The 26,657-nt window shown below is 34.8% G+C and carries 15 protein-coding genes and 1 pseudogene; 2 read left to right on the forward strand and 14 right to left on the reverse strand.

What is annotated here, in order from left to right:
* Positions 1 to 110 precede the first annotated feature (110 nt).
* Positions 111 to 1,046 (forward strand): DMT family transporter, encoded by a 936-nt coding sequence (locus BN2390_RS11810; protein WP_053984551.1) that lies wholly within the window; start codon positions 111 to 113, stop codon positions 1,044 to 1,046.
* A gap of 193 nt (positions 1,047 to 1,239) precedes the next feature.
* Here BN2390_RS11810 and BN2390_RS11815 read toward each other — a convergent pair whose 3' ends face one another.
* Together BN2390_RS11815 and BN2390_RS11820 are read right to left on the reverse strand one after the other, a co-directional pair.
* Positions 1,240 to 7,980, reverse strand: a complete 6,741-nt coding sequence (locus tag BN2390_RS11815) for a chitobiase/beta-hexosaminidase C-terminal domain-containing protein (RefSeq protein WP_053984552.1) — start codon at positions 7,978 to 7,980, stop codon at positions 1,240 to 1,242.
* Positions 7,981 to 9,168: 1,188 nt separating this feature from the next.
* On the reverse strand, positions 9,169 to 9,729 hold the full coding sequence (locus BN2390_RS11820; RefSeq protein ID WP_053984553.1) for a hypothetical protein: 561 nt from the start codon (positions 9,727 to 9,729) through the stop codon (positions 9,169 to 9,171).
* A 410-nt stretch (positions 9,730 to 10,139) separates the two neighbouring features.
* Here BN2390_RS11820 and BN2390_RS22415 point away from each other — a divergent pair.
* Positions 10,140 to 10,268, forward strand: a pseudogene (locus BN2390_RS22415) (multidrug resistance efflux transporter family protein); the annotation flags it as partial.
* On the opposite strand, the gene BN2390_RS22115 reads toward BN2390_RS22415, so the two are convergent.
* The 12 genes from BN2390_RS22115 to BN2390_RS11880 form a co-directional block, all read right to left on the reverse strand.
* Positions 10,265 to 10,489, reverse strand: a complete 225-nt coding sequence (locus BN2390_RS22115) for a DapH/DapD/GlmU-related protein (RefSeq protein WP_053984554.1) — start codon at positions 10,487 to 10,489, stop codon at positions 10,265 to 10,267. The pseudogene BN2390_RS22415 and the gene BN2390_RS22115 sit on opposite strands and share 4 nt — an antisense overlap.
* A gap of 573 nt (positions 10,490 to 11,062) precedes the next feature.
* Positions 11,063 to 12,226 (reverse strand): flagellin lysine-N-methylase, encoded by a 1,164-nt coding sequence (gene fliB, locus BN2390_RS11830; protein WP_053984555.1) that lies wholly within the window; start codon positions 12,224 to 12,226, stop codon positions 11,063 to 11,065.
* Between the two features lie 258 nt (positions 12,227 to 12,484).
* Positions 12,485 to 14,278: a glycoside hydrolase family 16 protein gene (locus tag BN2390_RS11835; protein WP_053984556.1), complete on the reverse strand. Its 1,794-nt coding sequence runs from the start codon at positions 14,276 to 14,278 to the stop codon at positions 12,485 to 12,487.
* 11 nt (positions 14,279 to 14,289) lie between these two features.
* On the reverse strand, positions 14,290 to 15,597 hold the full coding sequence (locus BN2390_RS11840) for an FAD-dependent oxidoreductase (protein WP_053984557.1): 1,308 nt from the start codon (positions 15,595 to 15,597) through the stop codon (positions 14,290 to 14,292).
* A 12-nt stretch (positions 15,598 to 15,609) separates the two neighbouring features.
* Entirely contained in the window at positions 15,610 to 16,881 is a 1,272-nt protein-coding gene (locus tag BN2390_RS11845) for a Gfo/Idh/MocA family protein (RefSeq protein ID WP_053984558.1), read from the reverse strand.
* 11 nt (positions 16,882 to 16,892) lie between these two features.
* Positions 16,893 to 18,767, reverse strand: a complete 1,875-nt coding sequence (locus BN2390_RS11850) for a beta-N-acetylhexosaminidase (protein ID WP_053984559.1) — start codon at positions 18,765 to 18,767, stop codon at positions 16,893 to 16,895.
* Positions 18,768 to 18,771: 4 nt separating this feature from the next.
* On the reverse strand, positions 18,772 to 19,656 hold the full coding sequence (locus BN2390_RS11855; RefSeq protein ID WP_053984560.1) for a carbohydrate ABC transporter permease: 885 nt from the start codon (positions 19,654 to 19,656) through the stop codon (positions 18,772 to 18,774).
* Positions 19,657 to 19,668: 12 nt separating this feature from the next.
* The gene (locus BN2390_RS11860; RefSeq protein ID WP_053984561.1) at positions 19,669 to 20,571 is read right to left on the reverse strand and encodes an ABC transporter permease; all 903 of its coding nucleotides are present in this window, start codon (positions 20,569 to 20,571) and stop codon (positions 19,669 to 19,671) included.
* 150 nt (positions 20,572 to 20,721) lie between these two features.
* Positions 20,722 to 21,483 carry a response regulator transcription factor gene (locus BN2390_RS11865; protein ID WP_053984562.1) on the reverse strand — a complete coding sequence of 254 codons (762 nt, stop codon included), beginning with the start codon at positions 21,481 to 21,483 and terminating at the stop codon, positions 20,722 to 20,724.
* Position 21,484: 1 nt separating this feature from the next.
* The gene (locus BN2390_RS11870; RefSeq protein WP_053984563.1) at positions 21,485 to 23,182 is read right to left on the reverse strand and encodes a sensor histidine kinase; all 1,698 of its coding nucleotides are present in this window, start codon (positions 23,180 to 23,182) and stop codon (positions 21,485 to 21,487) included.
* A 121-nt stretch (positions 23,183 to 23,303) separates the two neighbouring features.
* Positions 23,304 to 24,995, reverse strand: coding sequence for a type 2 periplasmic-binding domain-containing protein (locus BN2390_RS11875; RefSeq protein ID WP_053984564.1), 1,692 nt, complete (start codon positions 24,993 to 24,995; stop codon positions 23,304 to 23,306).
* A 551-nt stretch (positions 24,996 to 25,546) separates the two neighbouring features.
* Positions 25,547 to 26,647 carry a Gfo/Idh/MocA family protein gene (locus BN2390_RS11880; RefSeq protein WP_053984565.1) on the reverse strand — a complete coding sequence of 367 codons (1,101 nt, stop codon included), beginning with the start codon at positions 26,645 to 26,647 and terminating at the stop codon, positions 25,547 to 25,549.
* Positions 26,648 to 26,657: the final 10 nt, after the last annotated feature.

Genomic DNA, 26,657 nt, shown 5'->3' on the forward strand with positions numbered 1-26,657 from the left:
AGTTGAAATTATTTATTCCGGTTTGTATAATATCATATATATTATACACTATAGCATACATTATATTTGTATATTTTACTTATTTCATATTTTACATAAGGAGAAACACAATGAAAAAAGCATTTATCTTAGGTATTATATCCTCTTTCTTTTTCTCATTTACTTTTATTCTTAATAGTCAAATGAACATATCTGGAGGTAGTTGGCTTTGGAGCTCATCTCTAAGGTTTTTATTTATGTTACCTCTATTATTTGTGGGTATAGTGATTAACAAAAGCTTAGGCAAGGTCATTTCAGAAATAAAAAAAGCACCCACAAGCTGGCTACTGTGGAGTACTGTTGGATTTGGATTGTTTTATGCACCCTTAAGTTTAGCTTCTCAATACGGCTCATCCTGGCTTGTTGCAGGAACATGGCAGATAACAATCATTGCCGGGGCACTCATATCCCCTTTATTTACTACTAAAGTAAAAGCCGAACGAGGTATGACTGAAGAGCGTAATAAACTCCCTAAAAAGTTCCTTTTAATTTCTTCAATCATATTAATTGGCATTTTTTTAATGCAATTTGAAGAGGCAAAATCACTTTCCTTATCAGAATGTTTAATAGGAATGGCTCCAGTTCTTGTTGCTGCCTTTGCTTATCCTCTGGGTAATAGAAAGATGATTGAACTTTGCGACAACAAACTAAGCACTATTGAAAGAGTCTTTGGAATGACCCTTTGTAGTCTGCCTTTTTGGTTGATCATATCAATATTCGGTACTCTTTCTGTAGGACTTCCTAGCCAAGATCAATTAATACAATCTTTTATTGTTGCAATCTTTTCCGGTATTATTGCCACAGTACTCTTTTTCAAAGCAACAGATTTAGTAGGCGGTGATACTCATAAACTTGCCATAATAGAATCTACCCAAGCAGGTGAGGTCATCTTCACACTATTAGGCAGTATTTTATTTTTAAATGATTCCCTTCCAACTTCTATTGCAATATTAGGTTTATTTCTAGTTGTTGTTGGAATGATATTAAACAGTATGTCACAGACATAAAGTTTAGCTTAAAATTTACTCTTTACATATTCATTTACGATCTGTATTTTGTAATAGCAATATTTGTTGTTCAATAAAGCGTAGTCTTGGCATAAATGTATCCTCCTATGACTGCTAGAGATCTAGTAACATGAAAAAAAGATAGAGACTATTTTATTTAGTCTCTATCTTTCAGGGTACATTTTCATTTTTATTACTTCATAATGTTATGAATCATTTTTGCAACTTCTGCTCGTTTTGCAACTTGTTTTGGATTTAATTTACCGCTACTTCCGCCTAAGATATTCTTTTCTACTAAAATAGCCATACTTTCTTTAGCCCAACTACTGATGTAGTCTGTATCTTCGAAAGCTGCTAAATTATTTTGTTCTATTTCTACTTGTATATCCATTAATTGCATATATTTTACCAGCATACACGCTAGCTGCTCTCGTGTTATCTCTTGATCTGGTCCAAACAACCCTTCTCCAATACCTTGTGCAATACCCATTTCATTTGCCCAAGCAATATAAGGAGCATAGTATATATCCTCTTGTACGTCTGTAAATAAAGTATTTTTCTCTACTTCGTCTACATTTGCAAGTCTTCCTAAGACCGTCACAAACATACCTCTTGTCATAGTCATTTCCGGACTAAATGTATCTGTAGCTGTTCCTCCCATAATATCTCTTGCTACTACAAAATCAATACTTTCTTTTGCCCAGTGATCTCCAATATCTTTAAGTCTCATTTCTCTATATACCACTTCATAACTTCCTAGCCCTTCTACTTGAGCTTGGATACTATTATCTTGATAGCTGGATGTTTTTAGTAATTTACTTGATCCAATGGAATCATAGTAATACATAACTACATTATTAGGTGATTGACCTTTAGTTAATGTATAAGGAATTGTAATGTGTATGGTTCCTATTCCGTTTATAGCTATCTTTTCTCTCCCTTTACTTATTCCTACTATTACTTTATTGCCTTCTAATTGCTGTATTGTAAATGTCACAACCTCTTCCCCAACTTGATCTAAAAGATTATTTATCACTTCCTTATTTAAGATAACCTTTCCTATAGAGGTCTCTATTACAAGTTGCGCCTTATCTTTTACGAGGGATTGAAGTTGTTTTTTAGATGTTTGCCACTCAGCTTTATCTGCTTTCACCTGTGGTCTAACTATAATACTCTCTTTATCTTCTGTGATTTCTACTACCTCAATCTGTGTAGAACTATTTGATGTATTGTTTGTAGATCCACCACTACCTGATGAACCACCTGATTCATTTTTCTGCCACTTAGCATACACTGTTACATGAGCCACTACTTCTTTATCAAAGTTATATGCCTCTGTATAACCTTCATCTATATACCATCCTATAAATTTATAGCCTTCTCTTATTGGATCTGCCGGCTTAGTCGCCTTTTGACCTTCTAATATCTCTTGTGCTGCTACTTCACTTCCACCCTTACTATCAAATGTAATACTGTACTTTATATCTTCTCCAACTATAATCTCTTTAGTTACCACACCACTATTTTCCATTCCTTCTTTTACTGCTATTGCTTTGATAGTTGCTGTTTTATTAAGTACAATAGCCTCTGTATAGATTAAGCTTGCTTGAGTAGGATCTGAACCATCTAATGTGTAGTAAATAGTTGCATCTGGCGTCTGTGTTATCAGCTCAACCTTGCGATACTTATCTGTATCTATGCCACTTACAACAAAGATTGGCTCACTTACATATACTTCTTTTCCAACTACAACTTCTTGGCTTACAATAGCACTATCATCCATACCCTCTTTAGTTGCTACTGCCTTAATAACCGTTGTTTGCTCTAATACAATACTCTCATCATACTTAAGACTTTCTTTTGTAGGCATGCTACCATCTAGTGTATAGTAAATAGTTGCATCTGGTGTCTGTGTTATCAGCTCAACCTTGCGATACTTATCTGTATCTATGCCACTTACAACAAAGATTGGCTCACTTACATATACTTCTTTTCCAACTACAACTTCTTGGCTTACAATAGCACTATCATCCATACCCTCTTTAGTTGCTACTGCCTTAATAACCGTTGTTTGCTCTAATACAATACTCTCATCATACTTAAGACTTTCTTTTGTAGGTATACTACCATCTAGTGTATAGTAGATACTTGCTCCCTCTGTCTCTGTTTTCAATTCAACAGTTCTCACCCCATCTGTCTCTTTCCCACTTACATGAATACTTGGTGCATTTACTTCATTAGAGATGATAAATTGAGCCGAAATAGTAACATCTTTTTCTGGCATTTCAAATACTCTACCTTCAATTGCCTCATTGTTGATATAAAGAGATGCAAGTTTATACCCCTCTTCTGGTTCAACATGCACTAGGATAGATTCCCCTATTGTTGCCTCTGTCTGATCAACTGAAATACTACCATTTATAGGCTGTGTTATATAAACATCATAGGTCACAGCTTCTTGCGCTTTGAATAGAACTTCAACAGAGACATCCCTTGCTGGCATCTTAAATGTTGTTCCATCTATTTTGCTTCCATTTACCTTTATTTCCTGAAGCATGTAACCTCTATCAGGCGTAGCGCTTACAGTAATAACATCTCCTTCTTTTGCAATGATTTTAGAAGTTTTAAACGTTCCATTTGTAGCATCCAATTTTTCTACACTATAATTATCTTGCATAAACTCCGCTGTAATCGTAACATCTTCATTAGGCATCCTAAAGGCACTACCTATTACCTGCACACCATTTACTTTCAGCGAATCTTTTTTGTACTTAAATCCTTCAGTAGGTACTATGTTAAGTACTACCTCCTCACCATATACCTCTGTATCTCGACTTGCTAATACCTTACCACCATTTATATCACCTACAGTGATGGTATGACTTGTATGAATTCGTGTTGTGTAAACTTCTGTAGATAATGCTTTAACAGTCCTTGCATCCATGGTTTCATTAATTGTTACTAATACTGTCGTCTCATCCAACGCTATATGCATGCCATATGGTACGCTACTTTCTGGTAATGTCACTGTATACAATAACTTATTACCTTCGTCATTAATAGATTTGTAAGTTGCAATAGTATCTGGAGCATCTATTCCCTCAAATGATACTTTTAAAGTACTATTGTTTACATCAGATAGACTCCCTAAAACATGTGCTTTGGTTGTTAGTGCTATATCAACAGATGTACCACCCACACACTGCTCATTAATATCAATGGCTGCATCCATTGGCTTATCTACGTTACCAAGTATCCTATCCATTGGAATTTCTTCATAATAAGGTTTGACACCATCTGTTTCATAAAGTACGGCAATATCCCCATTGGGTAATTCTGCCAAACATGAGTATGCATAGGCTGTATTATTTACTTCATAAGTATATCTCCATTCAATATCATATTTATCATAGCCTGTTGCACCAGGATTTTCATGGACTAATCCTACATGAATACGTCCCTTTGATCTTTGATTGCTTCCTTTTTCCCCTTCTGGCGCTGAAAGAATAATAGCAGGTTTCCCATCAATTTCTCTTGAATAATTAATAACTGATAACTGCACATTACTCGCATACTGGAATCCTTCATCAATACGCATAGGTTCAAATGTAGCCCCACCATCTAAGCTATCTGCATACCCCACATAGTTGGTATAAGCTGCACTACGTGCATACATACGAATGGTACCATCTGGTAACTCTACAAGTTGTGCTTCACTTGACTTACCTGGACTCTTACCAGGTTCCGTTGTCATAGTTGTAATGTCACTATGCTTCCATGTCGCTCCTTTATCATCACTATAGATAACACTACTTCTCTCTCCGTAGAGGTCACTATACATTGGGAATAAAATTCTCCCTGCATATTCTCCTTTTCGAATCACATGCCCTCTTCCAGGTCCTGCAATAAAATAGCGCATCTTATCTGTCTTAAATTCATTAGCAATAAGCCGTGGCTCATTCCATGTAATACCATTATCATTGCTTGAGCTTAACCACAAGTATGCTACTGGATATAAAATAAAGTCTGCTGTATCATAAAAGATACTCATAGGCACGCTTTCACCACTCAAGCTATTATTAGGCCTCTTTTGCTCAACCTCAAGTGGAACACCATCCTTAAATAATTCAAAATAGGCATTAAGTGTGTAAGCTGTTTTTTGATTATTTTCTATTTCAATTAGTTCATATTTAAGATTCGGATTGGTACTTACAACTGGCTTTATATAGTGCGTCATTTGCACACCACTTACAATAGGTGTCCCATTAGGGACCAGACCTACATAGTATGTTCCCTCTTCATTATCAGCTACTCTTTCACCTGCTGCATTAATTTTAACCATACCATTGCCATAAAGTCTGCTATAGTTACCAAAAAGTCCACCACCACTTGGCCATGCATCAGCAAGCATATAAATAATACCTGTCTCTGGATCTTGTACAACTGCTGGATCGATAAATGATGCACTCTTTGAAGCACTTCCGGAGGCATTCGTATACTCTCCAAAATAATTCACTAATTGAGCCTCTTCCCAAGAACCGTTACGTTTAAATCGCACACCTGTATCCAAGTTATTAGGAGAGTCAGCTGTACTACCAAAACGAACATCCATAGCTGCCATAATATCACCATTTATTAACTCTGTTAATGCAGGTATTCTAAAGTAGTTACTACCAAACTCATCTCCTGCTACAAACGGCTGGTCTGATTCCTTTTCTTCAGCGACTTCTTTTGTTTGACTTGTATAAGCAATCAATTCTTCATCCGAAAGCGCCGTAGGTACCAAGGTAGCTTCTCCTATTAATCCAGTAAAAGGATATGAGTTACTACCATTACTTCTTGCAGTTCTCCCTAAGCTCACCGTATCAATATGCGCAAAATCTGATGCCATCTTATACTCTTCTGGTGTCATTTGTTTTTGTACCACTAACTCACCATTTACAAATATCTTATATGTATAGTCTGTCGCATCAGCTTTAAATGCAAGGGTATTTGCCCCATTAAAACGTAGTGTATTGGCAGTTCCTGAATAGTTCACACCTGCCCCTCTTAATTCATACCCTATGGTTGAACCATTTACATACACATGAAAATGGTTGTTCGCCTCTTTAGAGTTTGAAAAGCTAAACAAAGATCCAATTCCACTTTTCCCTTGACTAAATTGCATCTTTAGCGTCATACTATCCAAGAGTTTCACCGTGTCTATAACTGTTTCATCATAATCCTTATATCCGTTGTCTATCATGCCCTCATTAAATCGAAGTAATGTTTTTTCTTGAATGATTGGTGCATTTAAATCTACTTCTGAATGAATGTCAAAATTAAATGTTTCACCATCACATGTAACAACTATTGTATACTTAGTCTGTGGTGGCAGTGCCTCCTTTGTCTTTAACACATTATCTTCAATAACAAAATGCGCATTATCGGCTACGCCCTCTTTTAAGACAACACGCTTTCCATCTGTCCCCTGACCTGTAAGTATAAATTCGCCTACTTCTGCACCTATTTTATAAGGTTCAAAGCTTTTCCCATCTAATGTTACCTGAATGCAATCATTTTTCCCGGCTAATGTTAATGCATTTGCTTGTTCCACTGTTAGCACTTGATCTGTAATAGTAATTTGTGCAATATCCCCAATCCAATTTTTATACGCTACACCATTACTATTTGTATCAGTGCCACTTAGCCCCCCAATCTGAATACTATTCATATCTTGATTTCTAGTGAAAAATCCCTTGAATTTTTCATCAGCATAATGGCCATTTGCTCCATTTAAAACCGTCTCACCATCTCCACTTGCAAAAATATAACTATCATCAAAGCTAATAGCCATTACATGCCATTGCCCATCTCCATAATTAACATTCTTTGAATAAGAACTGTATAAGCCATTTGAAAATTCGTAACGTGGCATAATCTCCTTCTCATCATAATAGGCCCCTACTAACTGTGCTTTTGTATTTTTAGTTTGGGGTGCTGTGGCTGAGCCAAACCCAATAATAGAATATACACCCTTTTCCGTAATAAGGTCTGGATTTAAACGCGCCTTAACAATAATCGTCCCTTTAGTCAGCCCCTTTATACTCTCTAAGTCCATAGTTTTATCAATAGTTTTTGTACCATCAAAAATTCGTTCTTCACCATTAAGCACATAATCGATAGTAGCATTCTCATACACATCTTCTACTGTTGTAAATACCTTCTCCTCAATACCCTCTTCTTCTGGATAAATTGGCAATAGTTCTGGTAAATGTTCTTCATCTGGGTAAACAGGTAGCGTTTCTAATTTATGCTCTTCTTCTGGATCAACTGGTAGTGTTTCTAATTCATTCTCTTCTTCTGGATCAACTGGTAGTGTTTCTAATTCATTTTCTTCTTCTGGATCAACTGGTAGTGTTTCTAATTCATTTTCTTCTTCTGGATCAACTGGTAATGTTTCTAATCCATTCTCTTCTTCTGGATCAACTGGTAATGTTTCTAATTCATGCTCTTCTTCTGGATCAACTGGTAATACTTGAGTTTCACTTATAGCGCGAATCTTAAACTTGAAAACTTCCCCTTCATATACTACCTGTATTATGTAGGCTACACCATTTTCAAGTTTTTCCCTTGTTCTTAATATGTTGTCCTCTATAACAAATAGCTCATTATCATATGCGTCTTCGTTTAAGGTAACTCTACTATCTTCCTCTCCTCTCACCTCAAATCGTCCTACTCGGGCACCTTCTTGATCACAGTAGACTGTTAGATTATCTAGGATTACTGAAGTTATTGTACTCTCTAAAGCATCTTCTTTTTGTGCCATCTCTCCTGGAAGTAATGTCTGAGCTGAATAAGGTAGTGCATGAACTGAAATTTGCAAACTACTAGAAATAAGACATGGTACCAATCCTAGTATTGCTAGTTTTTTTGCCATTACTCTATTTTTCACCTAGTTTCCTCCTTATAAATAAAAATTTTTTTTATTATATTATAAAAAAAATTTTTATTTAAATTTTCAGTTAAATTCTACCACTCTTTATAATATTTGTCAATTATTTCTATTTTTTATAATTTATAACATTATATTTTAAACAATATTTATATCAATATTCATCTTGTAATTCATTTCAATGATCATTCTAACAATTTTATACCTCTACCTGCCACTCTTATTGTATCAAATTCAAGTTCCTTCATCTCTCAGAGACGATACCCATCTAAAGAAGATTGCACTGCTTCCTTTCTAGTCAATTATGTGTAAATTGTCATATAGATGACATCTTCGTGGAGGTACAGCCTCAACTTTAAATGACACGTAAAACTAAACATGTCCTAAGCTGTTGCTTCTCATCTTGTGCTTCTTCTTTCTTCTTATAAATACTAAAGTAATCAATTAAAGCTTCTTTCAGGTAAATGCCTCTATCTCTTACCTAACTTTTTATAAATTTTTTCAACTTTTTTGCAAAGTTTGGGAGATTTTTTGAAAAATCCGTGTATAAGTATATATAAGGTAAATTAAATTACCTTATACGGTATCTAATGGGACAAGTCCTAGGCCCCTTGAATCTAAGATCCCTCTCTAAGATGAGTAAGTAACTTAAGTCCTCCTCCTCCCTAGACTTAAATGATACTCCTCTTCTTAGAATCCAGCCCTGTAGGTGGTGGCAACCACAGAACGCTGGTTACATCTATAACTAAATAGTGACTTCCACCTTTTTAAATCCTTAGACACCCTCTAAGCATGTAAACCCTTAGGAACGTATGAGGTAAACCCAGCGTACAAGCAACTAGCCTTGGACACCTGGCATGATAAATCCAATTAGGATCCCTTTCACTGCAGGCACACCAAAGCAGTTCGCCTGTAGCCTGGTAAATCCAAGAGGACTTTGCTAATGGTATCTTTGCTTAGAATATACACTCAGGACTACTCTAGGAAGTTGCTTATAAGTTATAATCTTTGCCACAAAATAATAAGCCACCTTAATTTCAGTCTTTGTGCTACGCATAGGGAGGAAAAGACTGTTATTAGGGTGGCTTATTGTGCTTTTTAATGAATTTATTTAATCTTTAAAACCCTCGAACTAACTGATATGATGAGATTCTATTTTGATGTTTTTATACTTCAGCCATTATTCTCTTATACATATAGACTGATACCACCTGGGGCTTTATTTAACTTATCTAGCATATTAATTACTACTGTATTTTCTTTTAGATTTTTAAGTTTTTCATTATCCATATCATCTGATATTGGATAATCTACTTTTTGTTTGTTTTCAAGTTTTTTTCTTTCTTCCTCTACTTCTTCTATATAATCAATCAATGTTTTTTGTGCATTTTTCATCATCGCTTTTTCTTGTTCTGAAAGTTCACATTCAAAACGTTGTCCATTCACAACAATCCATCTTTTATTTTCATCTTTACCTAGTTCTTCCCAAGTTACTTCTCCACTATAAGTTGTATAATTTGCAATTTTATCAAACGTACTTCGATCCACTTGAATTGTAGTATGTGCTGCAGTACCCTTATCCAGACTTGATGGCATTTTTACTTTTGTGGTCATCTGTGATATATATGTATCTCTATCTTTTACTGGGAATTTTTTATCTTGATTTTGCTGTGGCATTCCCTGTCCTACCTGTTTTTTTGTCATCATAGCTGCCATTTTATCATATGAACCTACTATTCTCATACTCATATATCATACCTCCATTTTATATTGATTGACCTTATACTCTCTTTATATCGACAGCATAAATACATTAGTTAATTATATAAGTTTAATGTATTGGGACTTAAGTATTGTGTTGGTTTGTTGTAGGTGGTAGTTATGATATTTGAAATGACAGTTCTAGTAGCCAATACTGTCTTATTTGTATTAAACAAAAACAACCCATGAATTTCAACTAAATGACTTGAAATTCGTGGGTTATAATTATGGAGGTAAACCACTATGATTTCCTCTACTATTCTCATTCTATTATTTTCTTTCATCTATTAAAAGATTATTTAATAGGAGGAACCCTTATCAAATTCAAGCTCCTTCTAACATCAGAGACGACACCCATCTACAGAGGATTGTACTGCTAGCCTTCTACCCAAAATCAATTAATACAATCTTTTATTGTTGCAACCTTTTCCAGTGTTATTGCTACAGTACTCTTTTTCAAAGTAATAGACTTCGTAATTGGTGATACTCATAAACTTACCATTATCCTCTCTCCACATTACCTTTAACCCTTGCTATATAGAGGATAGCGGTACTTATCTTCCTCTGCAATTTTTCTCATCACTCTACAAGGTACACCAACTGCAATTACATTGCTTGGTATAGATTTTGAAACGATACTTCCTGCTCCAATAACTGAATTATCTCCAATAGTTACACCCGCAAGAATAGTTGCTCCTGCCCCAATCCAAACATTATTGCCGACGGTAATCGGCTTTGCAATTTTCATTCCCGCCTTACGTTGTTCCGGGTCAATGGCGTGTTCGGCAGTTGTAAAGCAACAGTTTGGAGCAATAAAAACATTGTATGCAAACCAAACGTTTGCTCCGTCTGTAATGATTAGACTATGATTTGCATAAAAATAATCGCCAACAGAAATGTTATATCCGTAATCACACCAAAATGGTGGAGTAAATATTACATTCTCTCCTAAATATATTTTTAATATTATATAATAATATTAAATAATAGTAAAATACCATAAGCACAAACAAAGCCAACCTAAGTTGCCTCCCCTCCAAAATCCTAGACAAACTTAAGTTGGCTTTATTAGTAATATCTTGTTACAGGATTCTTAGTGAAACTTCATCCACTATGCTTGTGTGTAATAAGTTAATTTGTCCCTTCCTATCCGGTTCTCATCCTTACGAAAGCGCCTGGTAGCCCTGCCGTTGAAGAGGTCGCAGTGACTTTGCACCATTATTCGTCTGACCACTTGTAACACCTAAGACGTACTATCCGTTCATTTAAAACTTCTTACATTATAAGCTTGTATTTTTCATTTCAATCATATCGCCATAGCTTAAAATGCATTCATTAAAGTCATGATGATTTTATCAACTTCATAAACTTCCTCTGTTTCAAAAATTTCCTGTAATGCTTCTATATTCTGTTCTAAATGCTCAACATCCTTAGAATACATATGACTTATATCCACCATATCTACCTCTGTAAATTGTCCATTTTCTATAAATCTTATTACTGCAAGCTCCTTGATCATGATCATACTCATGATCGCTATCTTTATTTTTGCAGATACATCATAATCAAAAATAGACTTCATAAAGTATCTAAATATAAAATACACTAATATATTTTTAAACTTATACATGCTATCTTTATAATAATGATCAAACGCCTTATGCTGATCGATATAAAATGCTCTATTCTCTTCACTTTGCCAAAACTTTTCAAACCCATTATTTAACCCTAACGGATCATTATCGTTTATATGCTCCAAATCTCTGTATGTTTTAAAATACTCATAGACATGGCTATATTTAATCACTTCATTTCCTTTATATTTATATAAATCATTTATCATTTCTTCTATAAAACTACTTTTACTGTACTTTTCTCTAATAGCTTTTATATCATCCATCTCATCAAAATCTATTGTCTCTTGTATTTCTTCAACAAATCTAAGCACAATTGCTGCCTTAGCTTCTAAAGCTATATGAGGCATTCCTAGAATATTAATGATAAGCTTTCTACAAAGGAAAAAGTCTTCAAGTGCCTTTTCATCTATACAATCATCCGTATCTCCTACTTCATCATCTTCACTTAAATCAAATTCTGTTACTTTATCATTTCCTAATATGATTCTTGCAGCCTCTGGGCAAGATAAAGATATTCCCATTTCTCTTAAGTCAAAAAACTCCTCCATGTATCTTGGGTACTGTCTACATGTATAACAAAGACTTTTCTCTCCAAGTTCCTTGTATATTTCACAAAGATTATTTTTATTTAAAAATGGACAGTTCTCACCGTTTAATACAAAAACATTTTCTCCATCTTCTTCTACAATCTTACTTCTTACCTTTTCTCCAAAACCACTATCTATATTTTGATAAGCATTATAAGTTTCCTCATCAATGACAATTCCCCATCCTGCACAACAAGTATCTTCACACGCTGATGCTATACATTTAAAATCCTTAAAATAACTTGGTACTCTTATCTTCATTTGTAGTTTCACACTCTCTCTATCAATTATTATTTTATTTTAATATTTATTGGTTGTAACATCAAGTGTGGTATCTTTAATCGTATACAGCTAGAAATTCCACAAAATAATAAGCCACCTTAATTTCAGTCTTTGCATAACGCATAGGGGGAACAGACTGTTATTAGGGTGGCTTATTGTGCTTTTAGATTAATTTAAATTATACTTGAATTGTTAAGTATCTGGTGTAGTAGTAAGGATGTAATCCCAACTTACTACTTAAATGACACGTAAAACTAAACATGCCCTAAGCTGTTGCTTCTCCTCTTGTGCTTCAATAAAAAGATAGGTATTAGAAGGCACATCCTTATCTACCACTAATCGATTGGTATCTCTTAATTGTACACCTTCTATTCGACATGATTCACTTCCTACAATGTCACACATTATGGTATAACGGATTTGGCCTGGATACCTTTTACCATACTGATCGTAAACTGTTGCATGAAGAATCCTTTCACTACCTTTTGTTATCGTGTCTTCACTTATTTCAAAACGTAAAGTTTCCCCATAAGGATCTTTCTTAGAAAGCTTCAAATGCTTCACTTCTTTTACATTTTCCTCGCAATATGCTACTAAAAATATATCTTGATTCTCTTTGGCATAGGCTTCTACTGTTACTTCACCAGTCTGCCTATGGATAGTAACCCCTTGTGCTTCTTCCTCTTTTCTACTAAGTACTCTCATACCTTGTACATCTGTCCCTAGATACCACAAGATATCAGCCTCTATTGGTTTATCCCATTGATCCATGGCATAGGCTGTCATCCTATAACGCTTTACCTTTTCATTAGGAATTTGTAAATACGATGGTCCTTGATAATCATTAATCACAAGGGATATAGGTTTTGCTTCTTCTTTCTTCTTATACACTCTAAAGTAATCAATCAAAGCTTCTTTCGGATAAATACCTCTATCTCTTCCCATACCACAAGAACCGTCTTTTGCCCCAAGATAAAGACTGAACAGAGTCATCATACGATAGTTGGGTGTTCTGTCTGTCTCTTGTACCAGCTTACCATCTAAATAGAACTTAGTACCTTTTTCATTCCATTCAAAGCCATAAACATGAAATTCATGACTTGGACTATTGATAATAGGTGTTGGTTCTACCCAAAGGTAATTCAAATCCGTACTTCCATTAGGATGAATAACAGGACGCCATATATTAGGTTCATAGTCCTTTGACTCTGTATAAGCATCAAGAGTCTGCTCTACAATATCAAATTCTGCTGTTTGATTAGTAAATACTCCAAAGGCATACTGTTCGCTTCCCTCTACCTCGGCTGTGATATGTTGATCATCTTGTACCCCTATCATCCACCAAGCAAAATGGCTTCCATCTTTTGTATCTGGCAAACGCATTCTTACCTCAAAATAGCCATATTTAGTTGCAAAGCCCTGAAAATCCGGAATTTCTCTAGAACCAGTTACTGTACCAAATCGATGCAAATGAGTACGTTCAAAACTTTGTATACTGCTAACCCTATGCCCTCCATCTTGTACACACCAAGGTTCTCTATCTGGTTTTGATGTGATTATGAACTTGCCATCCTCAAAATAGAAATCTGCTTTTGCCAGTCTATCTTCTGTCCAGCCCCTGAGATAGTACGGTGACCACTTACGCCAATCTATCTGCCCATCTTGAAACTCTTCGTGATAAACAAGCTCCCATCCTTCTTTTTCCAATGGGCTTGGCAGTGCATCTTGTAGTGTAAAATCCTTGATAACTTCAATTTTTAAAGTAGTCCATATATCTTGATTTAATTTGACTTTAGCGATTACGTGAAACTGAGTACTTTGTGCTACTTGATCACTTAGATAAAGCATATCACCATCTATCCATATACCCTCAATAGATTTCTCCATCTCATAGACAATCGCTATATTCTCTACTTCTTGCCCACTGTTATCCATCAATATGGCTTGTAGTAGTCTGCGTGTTCTGCCACTAGCAGGAATAACAATAGCTTCTCTATCTGTAAGTTCAGGTGTTTGAAATACTAACCTCATGTTTGACCTCCCTAACCTTCCTCTGTAAAGTTAGGCAAAAAGGCACCTATAGCTTTTAAGCGTCTTTGAAGCTCTTTGATATCTATTTCTTTTACTTGCCATCCTTTATCTATGCTTAATGCAGCTGCTACACCTACCGCTTGCCCTGTTATAAAGCAGGCTGGCATAACTCTCACTGAAGATAACATCTGTCTATCTGCACTTATACATCTACCAGCTACTAAGAGATTATCCAGTTCTTTTGGAAGAAGTGCACGATAAGGTATGCCATAACTCTCACCATCTGCATAGCGAAGAGAGCTGTGCTCTTTCACAAAAGCATCATAGGCGTCCTTGGATGGATTCGCAATATGTATATCTACCGGATAGGAGAAACGACCTATCTCATCTTCAAAGCTAGCACGATTCATAAAGTCTTCAATGGTCATGACATACTCTCCTTGAATTCTACGAGATTCTCTTACGCCTAGATAAGATGCTGAAACCATAGGAAAAGCATTTTCGTAGCCCTCTTTTACATACTTTGTAAAATAAGTTTCAAACTCTCTTAATATTTTGCGTCCTTTAATCATAGCTTGTGTTAAATCTTGTACATTGGTTGCATCTACATTGAAGACATGACCTATATTTGCCCCACCACTTGTCTTTCCTGCTCGACAAAAACCAGGAATGTGTCTATCCTCTTGGGTAAAAACATGATCTTTAAAGGCCTCTTCTAAAAAAGCCGTATGAGGCATCCACATTTTTTCCCATTCTATATCAGCCCATAAAGAACATAAGGATGCAGGCATGGTATTTCCTTTTTCATCACCTAAGGTATACGCAACACCTGATAAGGCACACACATCTGCATCCCCTGTTGTATCAATGAATACTTTTGCTTTTACTGCTAACAATCCACTTTTTGTACTAACAATAAGAGCTTCTATATTCCTACCCTTTTTAATAACATCGATAACTTGTGAGAAAAAGAGAAACTCTACACCTGCTTCTACTACTAAATCATCATAGATTTTTTTTAATCTTTCTAATTGAATTCCTACTGTACGATCCATGATAACGGAAGGATCCTGTCTACTAGCTTCATAAATTTCACGTCCTATACCATCTGCCAAGAAATCTACACCATTTTCAAAAGGCATGAAAGCAGGGACAAGCCCTGCTGTTCCTGCTCCTCCGAAAAAACCTTGGGATTCAATAAGAAGTACTTTCACACCTTGTCTTGCTGCACTGACTGCTGCCGCAACACCAGCAGGTCCACCACCTGCCACACAAACATCTACATCATATGCTACTTCTATCTTTTTTGTATACTCCATAGGTTTATCTCCTTATTTAACTGTAAATACTTTGCCATCTTCTAAGCGCGATGCTTCTGCCTTAAGTGCTACAATATGACTTTCTATCGATTTTTCAAGTGAAGTCTGCAAGCTAGATATGTGTTCTGGATTTCTCATCAGTTCAATAAACTGATCCATCATCTTCTCATCACCACCACCATGTCCTTCAATACTTGTTTCATTGTCGATCATATAGTGTATAGGCTCTTCACCAAACTTAAAGACGCTTACTACATTTTTATCCATATCTGCCTCAATACAACCTTTTGTTCCCATTACCTTGAGATAGCGATAGCATCTATCACTAAAAGCTGTCATTGTGAAGTTGATCGTTACACCATCTTCACAGAGCATATTCACTACTTGATGGTCTACTACATCATTATCACAATGATAAACACATCTACCATATGGCCCTGTTTTTAGTGCTTCCATTACATTTTCTTCTGTAGGTACAGGCGCAACAATATTGATAGGCCAATCCTTTTTACCACCTTTGACTCCTGTTACAGGGTCTTCTAAATAATAGCGCACTGCATCATATGGACATTCTTTACGTGCTAGGCAGTTATCTGTACATCGAAGAGTTGCTCCTTCTGGTGCTTTTTCTTGTTTAAATAAATAGTTACTTCCAAAACTACTTACTTGCTTACATGACTTGCCTACAAGCCATAGTAGGATATCCAAGTCATGACAACACTTTGCTAAGATCATTGGGCTTGACTCAGATGTTTTTCGCCAATTGCCACGTACAAAGCTGTGAGCTTGATGCCAGTAACCTACATTTTCAATAGCCTGCACTGTCACCACTTCTCCTATATCTCCCTTTGTGATACAATCTTTAATCGTATTATAAAATGGTGTATATCTTAAGACATGGCATACAACAACATGACGCTTATGTATCTTTGCTAATTCTACTAGCTCTTCACACGCTTCAATACTGTCTGAAACAGGTTTTTCTAAGAGTAAATGATACCCTTTTTCTAGAGCCATTTTTGCATGATTCACATGGTCCTTATCTTGTGTACAAATAAGTGCACAATCAGCCATCTTTGGTTGATCAAGGATTGCTTCTGCACTTGTAAAGCATGCTTCTTTTGGTAAAGAGAAATCCTTTCCTACTCTTACAAGCTTCTCTTCATCAACATCAGCAATACCTACAACTTTTATTTCTTGTGGATGCTCTAATATATATCTGCCGTAGATATCTCTTCCTCTACCACCTAGGCCTAAAATAATCGTCGTTATTTGCTTATTCATTATGACACCCCTTAAATTTTATTTGCAGTAACGATATTTGCCCAAACATAGGCACCTTCTAAACCACTCACATTTTTTCCTCTTAAAATGTTTAACCTTTCAACTTCCAATTCTTCAATTGAATCTATTTGACGGTGTATATACTGATTAAGCCTTAACTGAGTACTTTCTAGTCTAGCTAGTAAGCCTCCTAGCCTAATATCTATAACTTCATAACCAAAGGCTTTATTGGTTGTAAACCATAGTTCTCTCCAAGTACTTCTTAATTGGTTCAGATATTGGATAGCTAGCTCTAAATCCACGGTAACAATAGAAGCTAGTTTTTCCTCATTCTCTTGCTTATAAGCATTTAAAATATCAATCCCCAGCTCTGCCTTATAGCTCAAAAATCTTGCCATCTCACTATAAAATCTAAAGAGTAAACTGTATTGTTTACTAGCTTTACTATGGTTTTCAAATACTTTTGCAAGCTTCTCATAGTGTGACCTTCTCTCTAAATCTTTTACATCTTCATCAAAGAGACCTACAAGAGGATCTTGATAAAAGAGGAACTTACTAGGATTTGGCACATCATTTACTAAATGCTCAAGCATCGGTAATGCATCGAATTGACCAATCTCTAAGAAAGGATCTATATCTTCTCCAATACACTGTTTAAATCTCTCTTTGACGCAATCTAAGTTAAATTTTCCATTGTAACAGAACTCTGCATACACTTGAAGTGCCGGTAAAAAGCCTTGGATATTAGCTTCAGCACCATTATCTCCCCATGCTGTTAGCAATACTTCTTTGATACCTTTAGTAACACAAGACTCTAAAGCTGGAATTGAGGTCTTAAAGAACAAAGGATAATTCACTGCTGCACCAACCCAAGTCCACATACCTCCTGCAAAGATAGTGTTAGCTTTAAATTGTTTATGTTTCTCAATATAGTCATTATAAAAACTATGCGTTTTATGGTAGTAATCCCAATAAACTAGTTCAATATCTTCACTTGCATGATCAATAACTTCTTGTGGAATACTACAAGCTTCATCATAATAAAAGTGTTCTTCTGAACCTAATCTAAAGTACATATCACTCCAAATCATTGGCCTTAGTCCATATCGTTTTACAATCTCTTCCACGCGATCTAAGTGCCCTTTAATAATCTCAAAACCATTAGTATAGCCATGCTTTTGTAAGTATCTTCCCAGTCCTAAATCCATAGCCTCATCCATACCTAGATGTATACGACGGCTTCTATAAACATCTGATGTACTAGCTATCATTCTCTCGATAAGGTCATACACCGCTTCATCTCCCGCAAGAAGTACACTAGAGGTATCCTTGTACTTAGCCAAATCTCCCCACTTTAGTGCATTCTCTAAATGTCCCAATGTCTGTATACATGGCACTAACTCAATACCTAACTCATAAGCATAATCATCAATGCTTTTTAACTCCTCTTTCGTATACCTTCCACGCATATACCCAAAGAAAGGTTCATTCTCTATTTCATACACATCTTCTGTGTACATCATACACATATTAAATCCCATGACAGCCATCTTAAATAATAAGTCTTTTATGGCAGTTACAGTCAGAACTGCATTTCTTGATACATCAATCATATAGCCTAATGTATCAAAGCAAGGTTTTTGTTCTAGCAATAGGGGTACCTGCTCTTCTTTTAAAAAAGAAAGCGCACGATAAATTTCCACTTGCTTTTGTATATGTATCTCTATATTTTCAGCCTTTGTGTAGATACCTAAGTGATTACCTTTTTTAACAATTACTTGTTTGCCCTGTGTATCTATTTCAAGACCTAATTTATCAATCTCTGACTCTAAACGTAGCTGAGCTACTTCTCCAAAAAGATCTCTTATATCTATATTAATCTTCATCTACTTACTCCTTTACACTTCCAAGAACAATACCTTTTACAAAGTACTTCTGTAAAAATGGATAAACTAACATAATAGGCAATGTTCCTAAGAATATCTGTGCTGATTTAAGTGTTTCATCGCTTACATTTTTCATAATCGCTAACTCTTCACTTGTCATAAGACTCGTATTAATATTCACATTTAATGTGGATAGATAAGATTGAAGTGGATAGTTTGCTGGAGAATTCATGTATAATATCCCATCAAACCATGCATTCCAGTGTCCTACTATTGTAAAGAGTAAAATGGTTGCTAATGCTGGCTTTGAAACAGGTAAAAATACCTTAAACAAAATAGTAAACTGACTAGCTCCATCAATCATAGCTGCTTCTTCCAAACTTTTTGGTATACTTCTAAAGAAGTTAAGAAGTAAAACTACATTTCCAACTGCTACTGCTCCTGGTAAAACAAGTGCCCATATGCTATCAAATAATTGTAGGTTACGTATTAAAATAAAGTTTGGAATCGTTCCTCCACTAAAGAAGTTTGTAAATACAAAGAACCATGCCAAAGCTGTTCGGTATTTGAGTTGTGAGCTACTCTTAGACAGTGGATATGCTGTCAATACAACTAAGGTCATATTAATGATTGTTCCTAAAAATACACGCTTTAAGGTTACGCCCAGTGATACGATAAAATCACTTTTCTCTAGTAAAAATTCATAGGATTTCAAAGTAAAATCCACCGGCCAGAGGCCTACTTTACCAGCAGAAGCTGCCGCACTACCACTTAAAGATAGTGCGAACAAATGTATAAATGGCAAAATACAAAGCAAAGTAATACATACTAACACTAAGATATTAAAAACGTTAAATATTTTTCGTGATATACCGTCTCTTACTACCATCATGAACCTCCTTTAGAAAATCTTATACCCTGCAAAACGATAGGCTAAATAATATGAAATCCCTGTTAATCCACAAGTTATAAGAGATTTAATAAATCCTAATGCCGCTGCAGGTGAATATAACTTTTGACCTATACCAAGTCTAAAAACAAAGGTATCTAAAATATCTGCACTTTCATAAACAAGAGGATTATAAAGTAAGTAGATTTGATCAAATCCTGCATTGAGTACACAACCAAGTGCCAATGTAATCGTTAAAATAACTATTGGTAATATAGATGGAAAGGTAATGTATCTTACTTGTTGCAAACGATTAGCTCCATCTACAACTGCTGCTTCATACTGGCTTTGATCAATATTAGTAATTGCAGCAAGATAAATAACAATATTCATCCCCATTCCTTTCCACGTATCACTAAATATGATAAGCCATGGAAAGGCAGCATTATCTGTAAAAAATGACACTTTATCAGCTCCTACCATTTCAAGTAGTGAGTTGATAGGACCATTTAAACTAAACACTTGGAAAATAACACTTGCTATAATTGCCCAAGATAAGAAATAAGGTAAGAAAAAACTGGTCTGTACAATTTTCTTTAACCTTGTTCCTGCTAATTCGTTAATAAGTAGTGCTAACAAAAGAGGAACCAAAATACCTAGTACCATCTTTGAGCATGCTATAAATAGCGTATTTTGTGTGACACGCCAAATATTAGGTTGATTAAGGATAAACTTAAAATTTTGTAGCCCTACAAAATCTGAACCCAAGAATCCCTTTCCTGGATTAAAGTTTTGAAATGCCATCACAAGTCCAAACATAGGTATGTAAGAGAAGATCAAAGTTAAGATCATTCCTGGTGCTAACATGATATAAAATGGTGCTTCTCTTTTTAATCGTGCTTTTCTTTTCGACATACAATATACCTCCTCTTCATTCTTACTAACATTATATTTTCTTTGTGTATTGTTTTCTATTTCTAATACTTTACTTACTTTTATTTTGTTTACTTTTGGGCAAATAAAATAGCATATCCATGTTTTAAAACATGAATATGCCTAACTAAATTACTCTTTTTTATAAATATTTTTATCAATACATGCATCACGATAATGCTGAGGTGTATACCCTGTAACCCTCTTAAAATACGTTGTAAAATATGTAGGTGAATAAAATCCTAATTTCACACTAATATCCGTCATCTTTAATTTACCTTTTTCAATAAGTTCTTTTGCTTTCTTAATTTTTATTTGCTGAATATAATGAGATAGATTTTCACCGCATTCTTTCTTAAATAATCTAGAAAGATAAGACGGATTCATATTAACTCTTTCAGCAATAGTCTGTAAGCTTAAATCTTTATCAATATTTTCCTCAATATATTGCTTACACGCTTCAATAATACGTAGTGTATTCTCTGTTTGCTCAATGCTATCTATTAGTCTTTCTGCCGGCATCTCATCTAGAACTTTCTCGATGAACTCAATAATGACTTCATCTTCTTCATTTTTTAAAATAAATTTTGCTTGGCCACTTTTAGCAATATCATATAGGCAATCAAAGTCACTATAGCCAGTCAAAAAAATGACTTTTGCATTTTTATTTTCTTCTCTAGACGTAATCTCTTTAACCATTTCAATACCTGTCAGCCCTGGCATACGCATATCTGATAAAATAACATCAACGCGCTGTTTATATGCCAGTCGAATAGCCTCTTTAGGCATATAGGCTTTATCTATTTTTACATGGTATTTACATTTTTCTTTAATCAGATTTTCTAAGCTATCTACAATTTCTGGCTCATCATCTACTATCAATAACCTAAACATATTATTCCTCTCCCCCTAATAATTTCATTTCCAAGTCAATTTTCATCTCAATTCGAACACCTTGCCCATGCTCACCTTTTTTATATACTAATCCACTTTGCTTACCATAGTGTAGCTTTAGACGTTTATTTACATTTAATATACCTGTGCACTCTACATAGCCACTATCTGCTTCAAGCTGACTATTTAAAACATCTATTTGCTCATCCTCCATACCCGTTCCACTATCTTCAATACTACATTTCAACCACTCTTCGTCTAAGCAAAGAAAAATATCTATATTCCCTTGGTCTTCTAAATTCTGAAAAGCATGCTCATATATATTTTCAAGTAATGGTTGAAAAATAAGTCTCGGTACTTTTATATCCTCTAAATCCTGAAGCGTATATAGACGATTGATTTTGATACGGTCTTGAAAACGTATGGTCTGAATATCTATATAATCCTCCATATGTTTAATTTCTTCTTTAATAGGTACAAAATAAATACCGTTTCGTGTAATATAACGATAGTATGAAGCAAGTCGTTTACTTAAGAGAATAGCTTTCTCATATTGTTGATTGGTACACATTCGCTGAATGTTATAAAATCCATTGTATAAAAAATGCGGGTTAATCTGTAGTTGATATTGTTTAATCTCTGATTGCTGAAGAGCTAGTTTTTGTTCATACTGTGCCTTAATACTTGTATCTAATCTAGCAATCATCTTGCCAATAGCCTCATATAAATATGTAAATTCTTCTGTTTCGTGACCTGTTAGTTCCACATTGTAACATCCTGCTTCTACATTTTTAAAAGCCTTAATAATTTTTTTGATAGGTTTATGCATCAATTTATTCATACATGTTACATAATAGATAATACCAATCCCTGCAAATATAAAGCAAACACCTATCAAGACACTTAAGAAAATAAAATTATACCCATATACTTCTAACTCGAACTCAAACACCAACATTTGATTAGTAGGTTCAAGCCGCTTAGTAATAACCTCTATATTTTTCTTCTTAATATCTTTTTCCTTCTCTTTACCAAATAATTTACTAGCTAGTATATTCTCATCATTTAAAAAACTTATAGACACTAAGTTCTGATTTAAATAATTAGAAATATAGCTTAGGAAATACTCTGGTTCAAATTCGATACACAAAACTATATCCAGTTGACTAAGTGCCTTACTTCTTTCATAAAGAGGGTCAAAATCAAATAGATAGAGTTTATCATTTATCAACTTAAAATCTAAGCGGCTTACTTCGAGTTCACTCTCAAATAATTTCTGATAGTCACTATCTTCTAGATGAATAATCCCACTATCTGCTGACAAAACCATATTTTTATTTCTTATAAAAAGCATACTATCATTAATAAAATGATTAGCTACCTTAATGCTATTTAATTTATATCTTAAGTCATTGATCTCCGCATAATACTCCCATGGCCTCACATAGGGATCACTATAGCTAATCACTTTTAATTCTGGCCTATTTAAAATCTCTCTACAGTATTGATTCACATAAGACATTTGTAATTCCAACTGTTGAATAGCAAAGTCTGTACTCTGCTCTATTTGTTGCTTCATATTTTCTTCTACATGCTTTAAGTTGTACCAATAAAAAAAGATATTTGTTGTAAATACAAGGACTATTATTGTTACAAATAAAATAACAGCCTGTCTATAAACCTTCAACGTTCCCTTCAAATGATCACCCCATTATCCCGTCATACATCCTGTCCCACTATCTATTTACTAGTATAACATTCTAAATATAGATATGAAAAGAAGACAGAAGCGTATCGCTACTGTCTATCTTTTTTCTTTATTATTGTTTTGCATACCAATCATTAACTTCGTTTGTAATCTGATCTCCACCCATCTTATGCCAATCATTTACGAATTTATCAAATTCTTCGATAGGTGCACCTGTGATAATGCGATGATAAACCTCATCACGAAGTGTATCTAAGATACCTTGTGAAGTGATCATCGTTGGTGTGTATGAACCATAGAACTCATTCATAGTATATAGTTTTTCATTACGCACTTTTTCTGTTAGTCCAAAACCACCATCTTCTGCAATGCGGCTATAATATAGTCCCCAGTCTGTACCATTTAATTCTGTCTCTAAACGTTTTGCTGCCTCAAAAAGATCTTTAAATTTTTGTGGTTTAAGGAGTGTAATATCATCTTTTTTAAGTGCTTCATTGAGTTCTTTGTACTGACGTGAGTTCTCAAATGTATCATCCATTCTTACTGGGCACCAGTTGTATACATAACCATTTTCTGGCTTCCATAATTCACGGTCATACTCTTCTTCTCTTTCACTTACAACTGTACTTAGCGTATCATAATAAATATTAATCATCTTCGCTAATGCTTCAGGATTCTTCATATCTTTACTAATAACATGATATGAACCTATAAATGCTTGGTTGAGTCCTGTTTTTGCAATTCCACCTTCTGCACTTACTAAATTAATAGCTTTCCAACGTGCATCAGGATTATTATCAATAGAAAGGTTAAGTGGCCAAGCTGGTACCCACCATTCACCAAGTACAATACCTGCTTTTCCTCCAACGACGGCTTCTGTCATCTTATTACTATCCATTGCCACATACTCTGGATCTAAGATACCCTCTTTATACATCTTTTGTAACATCTCTAGTGCATCTCTCATTTCTGGTTGCACATCACCACACACTAATTTACCACTTTCATCTTTAATCCACATCTTTGGATAAGCATTATAACCATTCATTAGGCCCGCTGCACCACCAAATCCAGCATAAAGTTCTTTGTATAATGCAATACCAATGGTATCATCTTTTCCATTTTTATCTGGATCTTGTTCATTGAAAGCTTTTGCCACTTCAAATAATTCATCCATGCTCGTTGGCACTTGTAAGCCCAATGCTTCTAACCAATCTTCACGTATGTAAATTAACTGTGTTTGTTGGAAATTATCTAAATTTCTTGGAATAGCTACTAATTCACCCTTTTCATTGGTACATTTCTTAAGTAGTGTTGGGTCTGCTTCTAAGTTCTTCTTAATAGGTTCCATTAAGTAATCATAAGCTCCTGTTAAATCCCCAATCATATCAGATTGCTTAAGAAGTTCAAATTGCCCTTCATCTACTTGAAGAATATTTGGGATTTTTCCTGAAGCAATTGTAACATCCATCTTCTGTGCGCCTTGACTTGCAGGTACTACCCAGTCATATTTAAGCTTAATACCTAAATATTTTTCCATGATTTCTACCCATTTTTGATTCTCTGGTGTGGTATCTTTAGGTACAATCCCATCTTCTGGCACATTATAAGATGCTACTACAGACACCTCTATAGGTGGGTCATATTTTTGCCAAATATCAATATTTTGTACTTCTCCTGTTTCTTCACCTTTGGCAACACTTTCAGTAGTATTAGTTACATTATCAGGTTCTTTACTTGAGCATCCTGTGAACATTGCCATTAGCATCGTTCCTGCAAGCATTATACTTAGTGATTTTTTCATAAAACGCCTCCATTTTAGATAAATTTTTATACAAAATATCCATTTCTAATCTGAGTATAATGCATTTATTTTCACATAACAATTTAGATTAATTTACTTTATTCTATTTTATTTACTTTTTTATTCTAAATATCTCTTTATAAATATCTTTTTTCAATATACTCCACCTCGCTCAAAACACACTATACATTACTCTTATTTTTCTTACTTATTAAATAAATATTTTCTTCCTATACTTTATTGCATTCATTAAACATACTATCATCCCTAAGCCTAGTATGTCCAATCAACTAGAAGGCAAAAGCATATACATCCAAAACCTTTAACAAACTCTTTTAACTTTTTTCTTTATTTTTAAGTATTTAGAAAAATTTAAGAAGAATTCACTAATAACAACTTGGCTTAGAACATAGATAGGGTACTACTCTAGGAAGCGGCTTATAAGTTATATCCTTGTCACAAAATAATAAGCCACTCTAATAACAGTCTTTGTGCAATGCACAAGGGGAAAAGACTGCTATTAGAATGGCTTATTATACTTTTAGATAAATTTATATGACTTCGCTCAACTTAACACTACGACTTTCTTTTGCTGATAAAGTACATGCGTCTGCTGTTGCAATAGCTGCTCTTGCTGCATCACCTGTTAAGAGTGGTCTAAATTCTTCATCTGCCTCCATACCATGCATAATGTTATTAAAATACTTCATCTCATTAAACATAATAGAATGTAACCACATTGGAGGGATTTTGCCTGGCTTACCATATTGGATTGCCCCATCTAGCTCTGTACCTTTGTAAATGCGTGTACGATCATCATCTTCTTCTTGTGTTTCATGTAGTAAGAAATGTGTATCTTCTCCATTAAGTCGTAGAGTACCACCAGCCTCAAACATATCTAGCTTAATAGCCCCTTTTGTTCCTTGTATCAATACATAGTGCTCTGCCCAGTGGAATGCTGAGCCCCATTCAAGTACAGCAAATTTATTGCCTGCAAATTTCATATTGATAAAGATCATATCATCTTCATCTCCAAAGTTCTCTCCGCTATGAGCTACATTGCCTGCATTCATGTAAACTTCATCTGGCATACTCCCCATAATAAACTGTACACAGTCTAACTCATGTATATGATGGTATAAGTGTCCACCTGATTTTGAACGGATTTTTTTCCATGAGACAGATTCTTGTATGTCTTCCCAACCATTTCTTGCAGAATGGCAATAAAGTATGTCTCCAATCACACCTTCATTAATCATCTTTTTCGCATGTCTTACCCCATTGAAGAAGTTCATAACATGCCCTGCCATGAATATTACATTATTCTCCTTACAGGCCTTTACCATTTCATCACAATCTTTATAACTTAAAGCAATTGGTTTTTCACAGAAAACATGCTTGCCATGTTGGGCTGCCTTAATAACAGGTTCTTTATGTAAGTAGTTTGGTGTCGCAACGATTACAGCATCTACATCTTCTCTTGTAACTAACTCATCTAAAGAACTACATGCATTACAATCTATTTCCTCAGCAACTTCAGTGCCATGATAAGGGTCATATACTGCTGTAACCTTGGCATCTTCCTGCATATTCATAATGCGGCATAACTCCGCCCCAAAATATCCTACTCCTACAACTCCATATCTCATCATATTATCCTCA

It is taken from the genome of Niameybacter massiliensis, assembly GCF_001282685.1.
In the GTDB taxonomy this organism is placed as follows: Bacteria; Bacillota; Clostridia; order Lachnospirales; family Cellulosilyticaceae; genus Holtiella; species Holtiella tumoricola.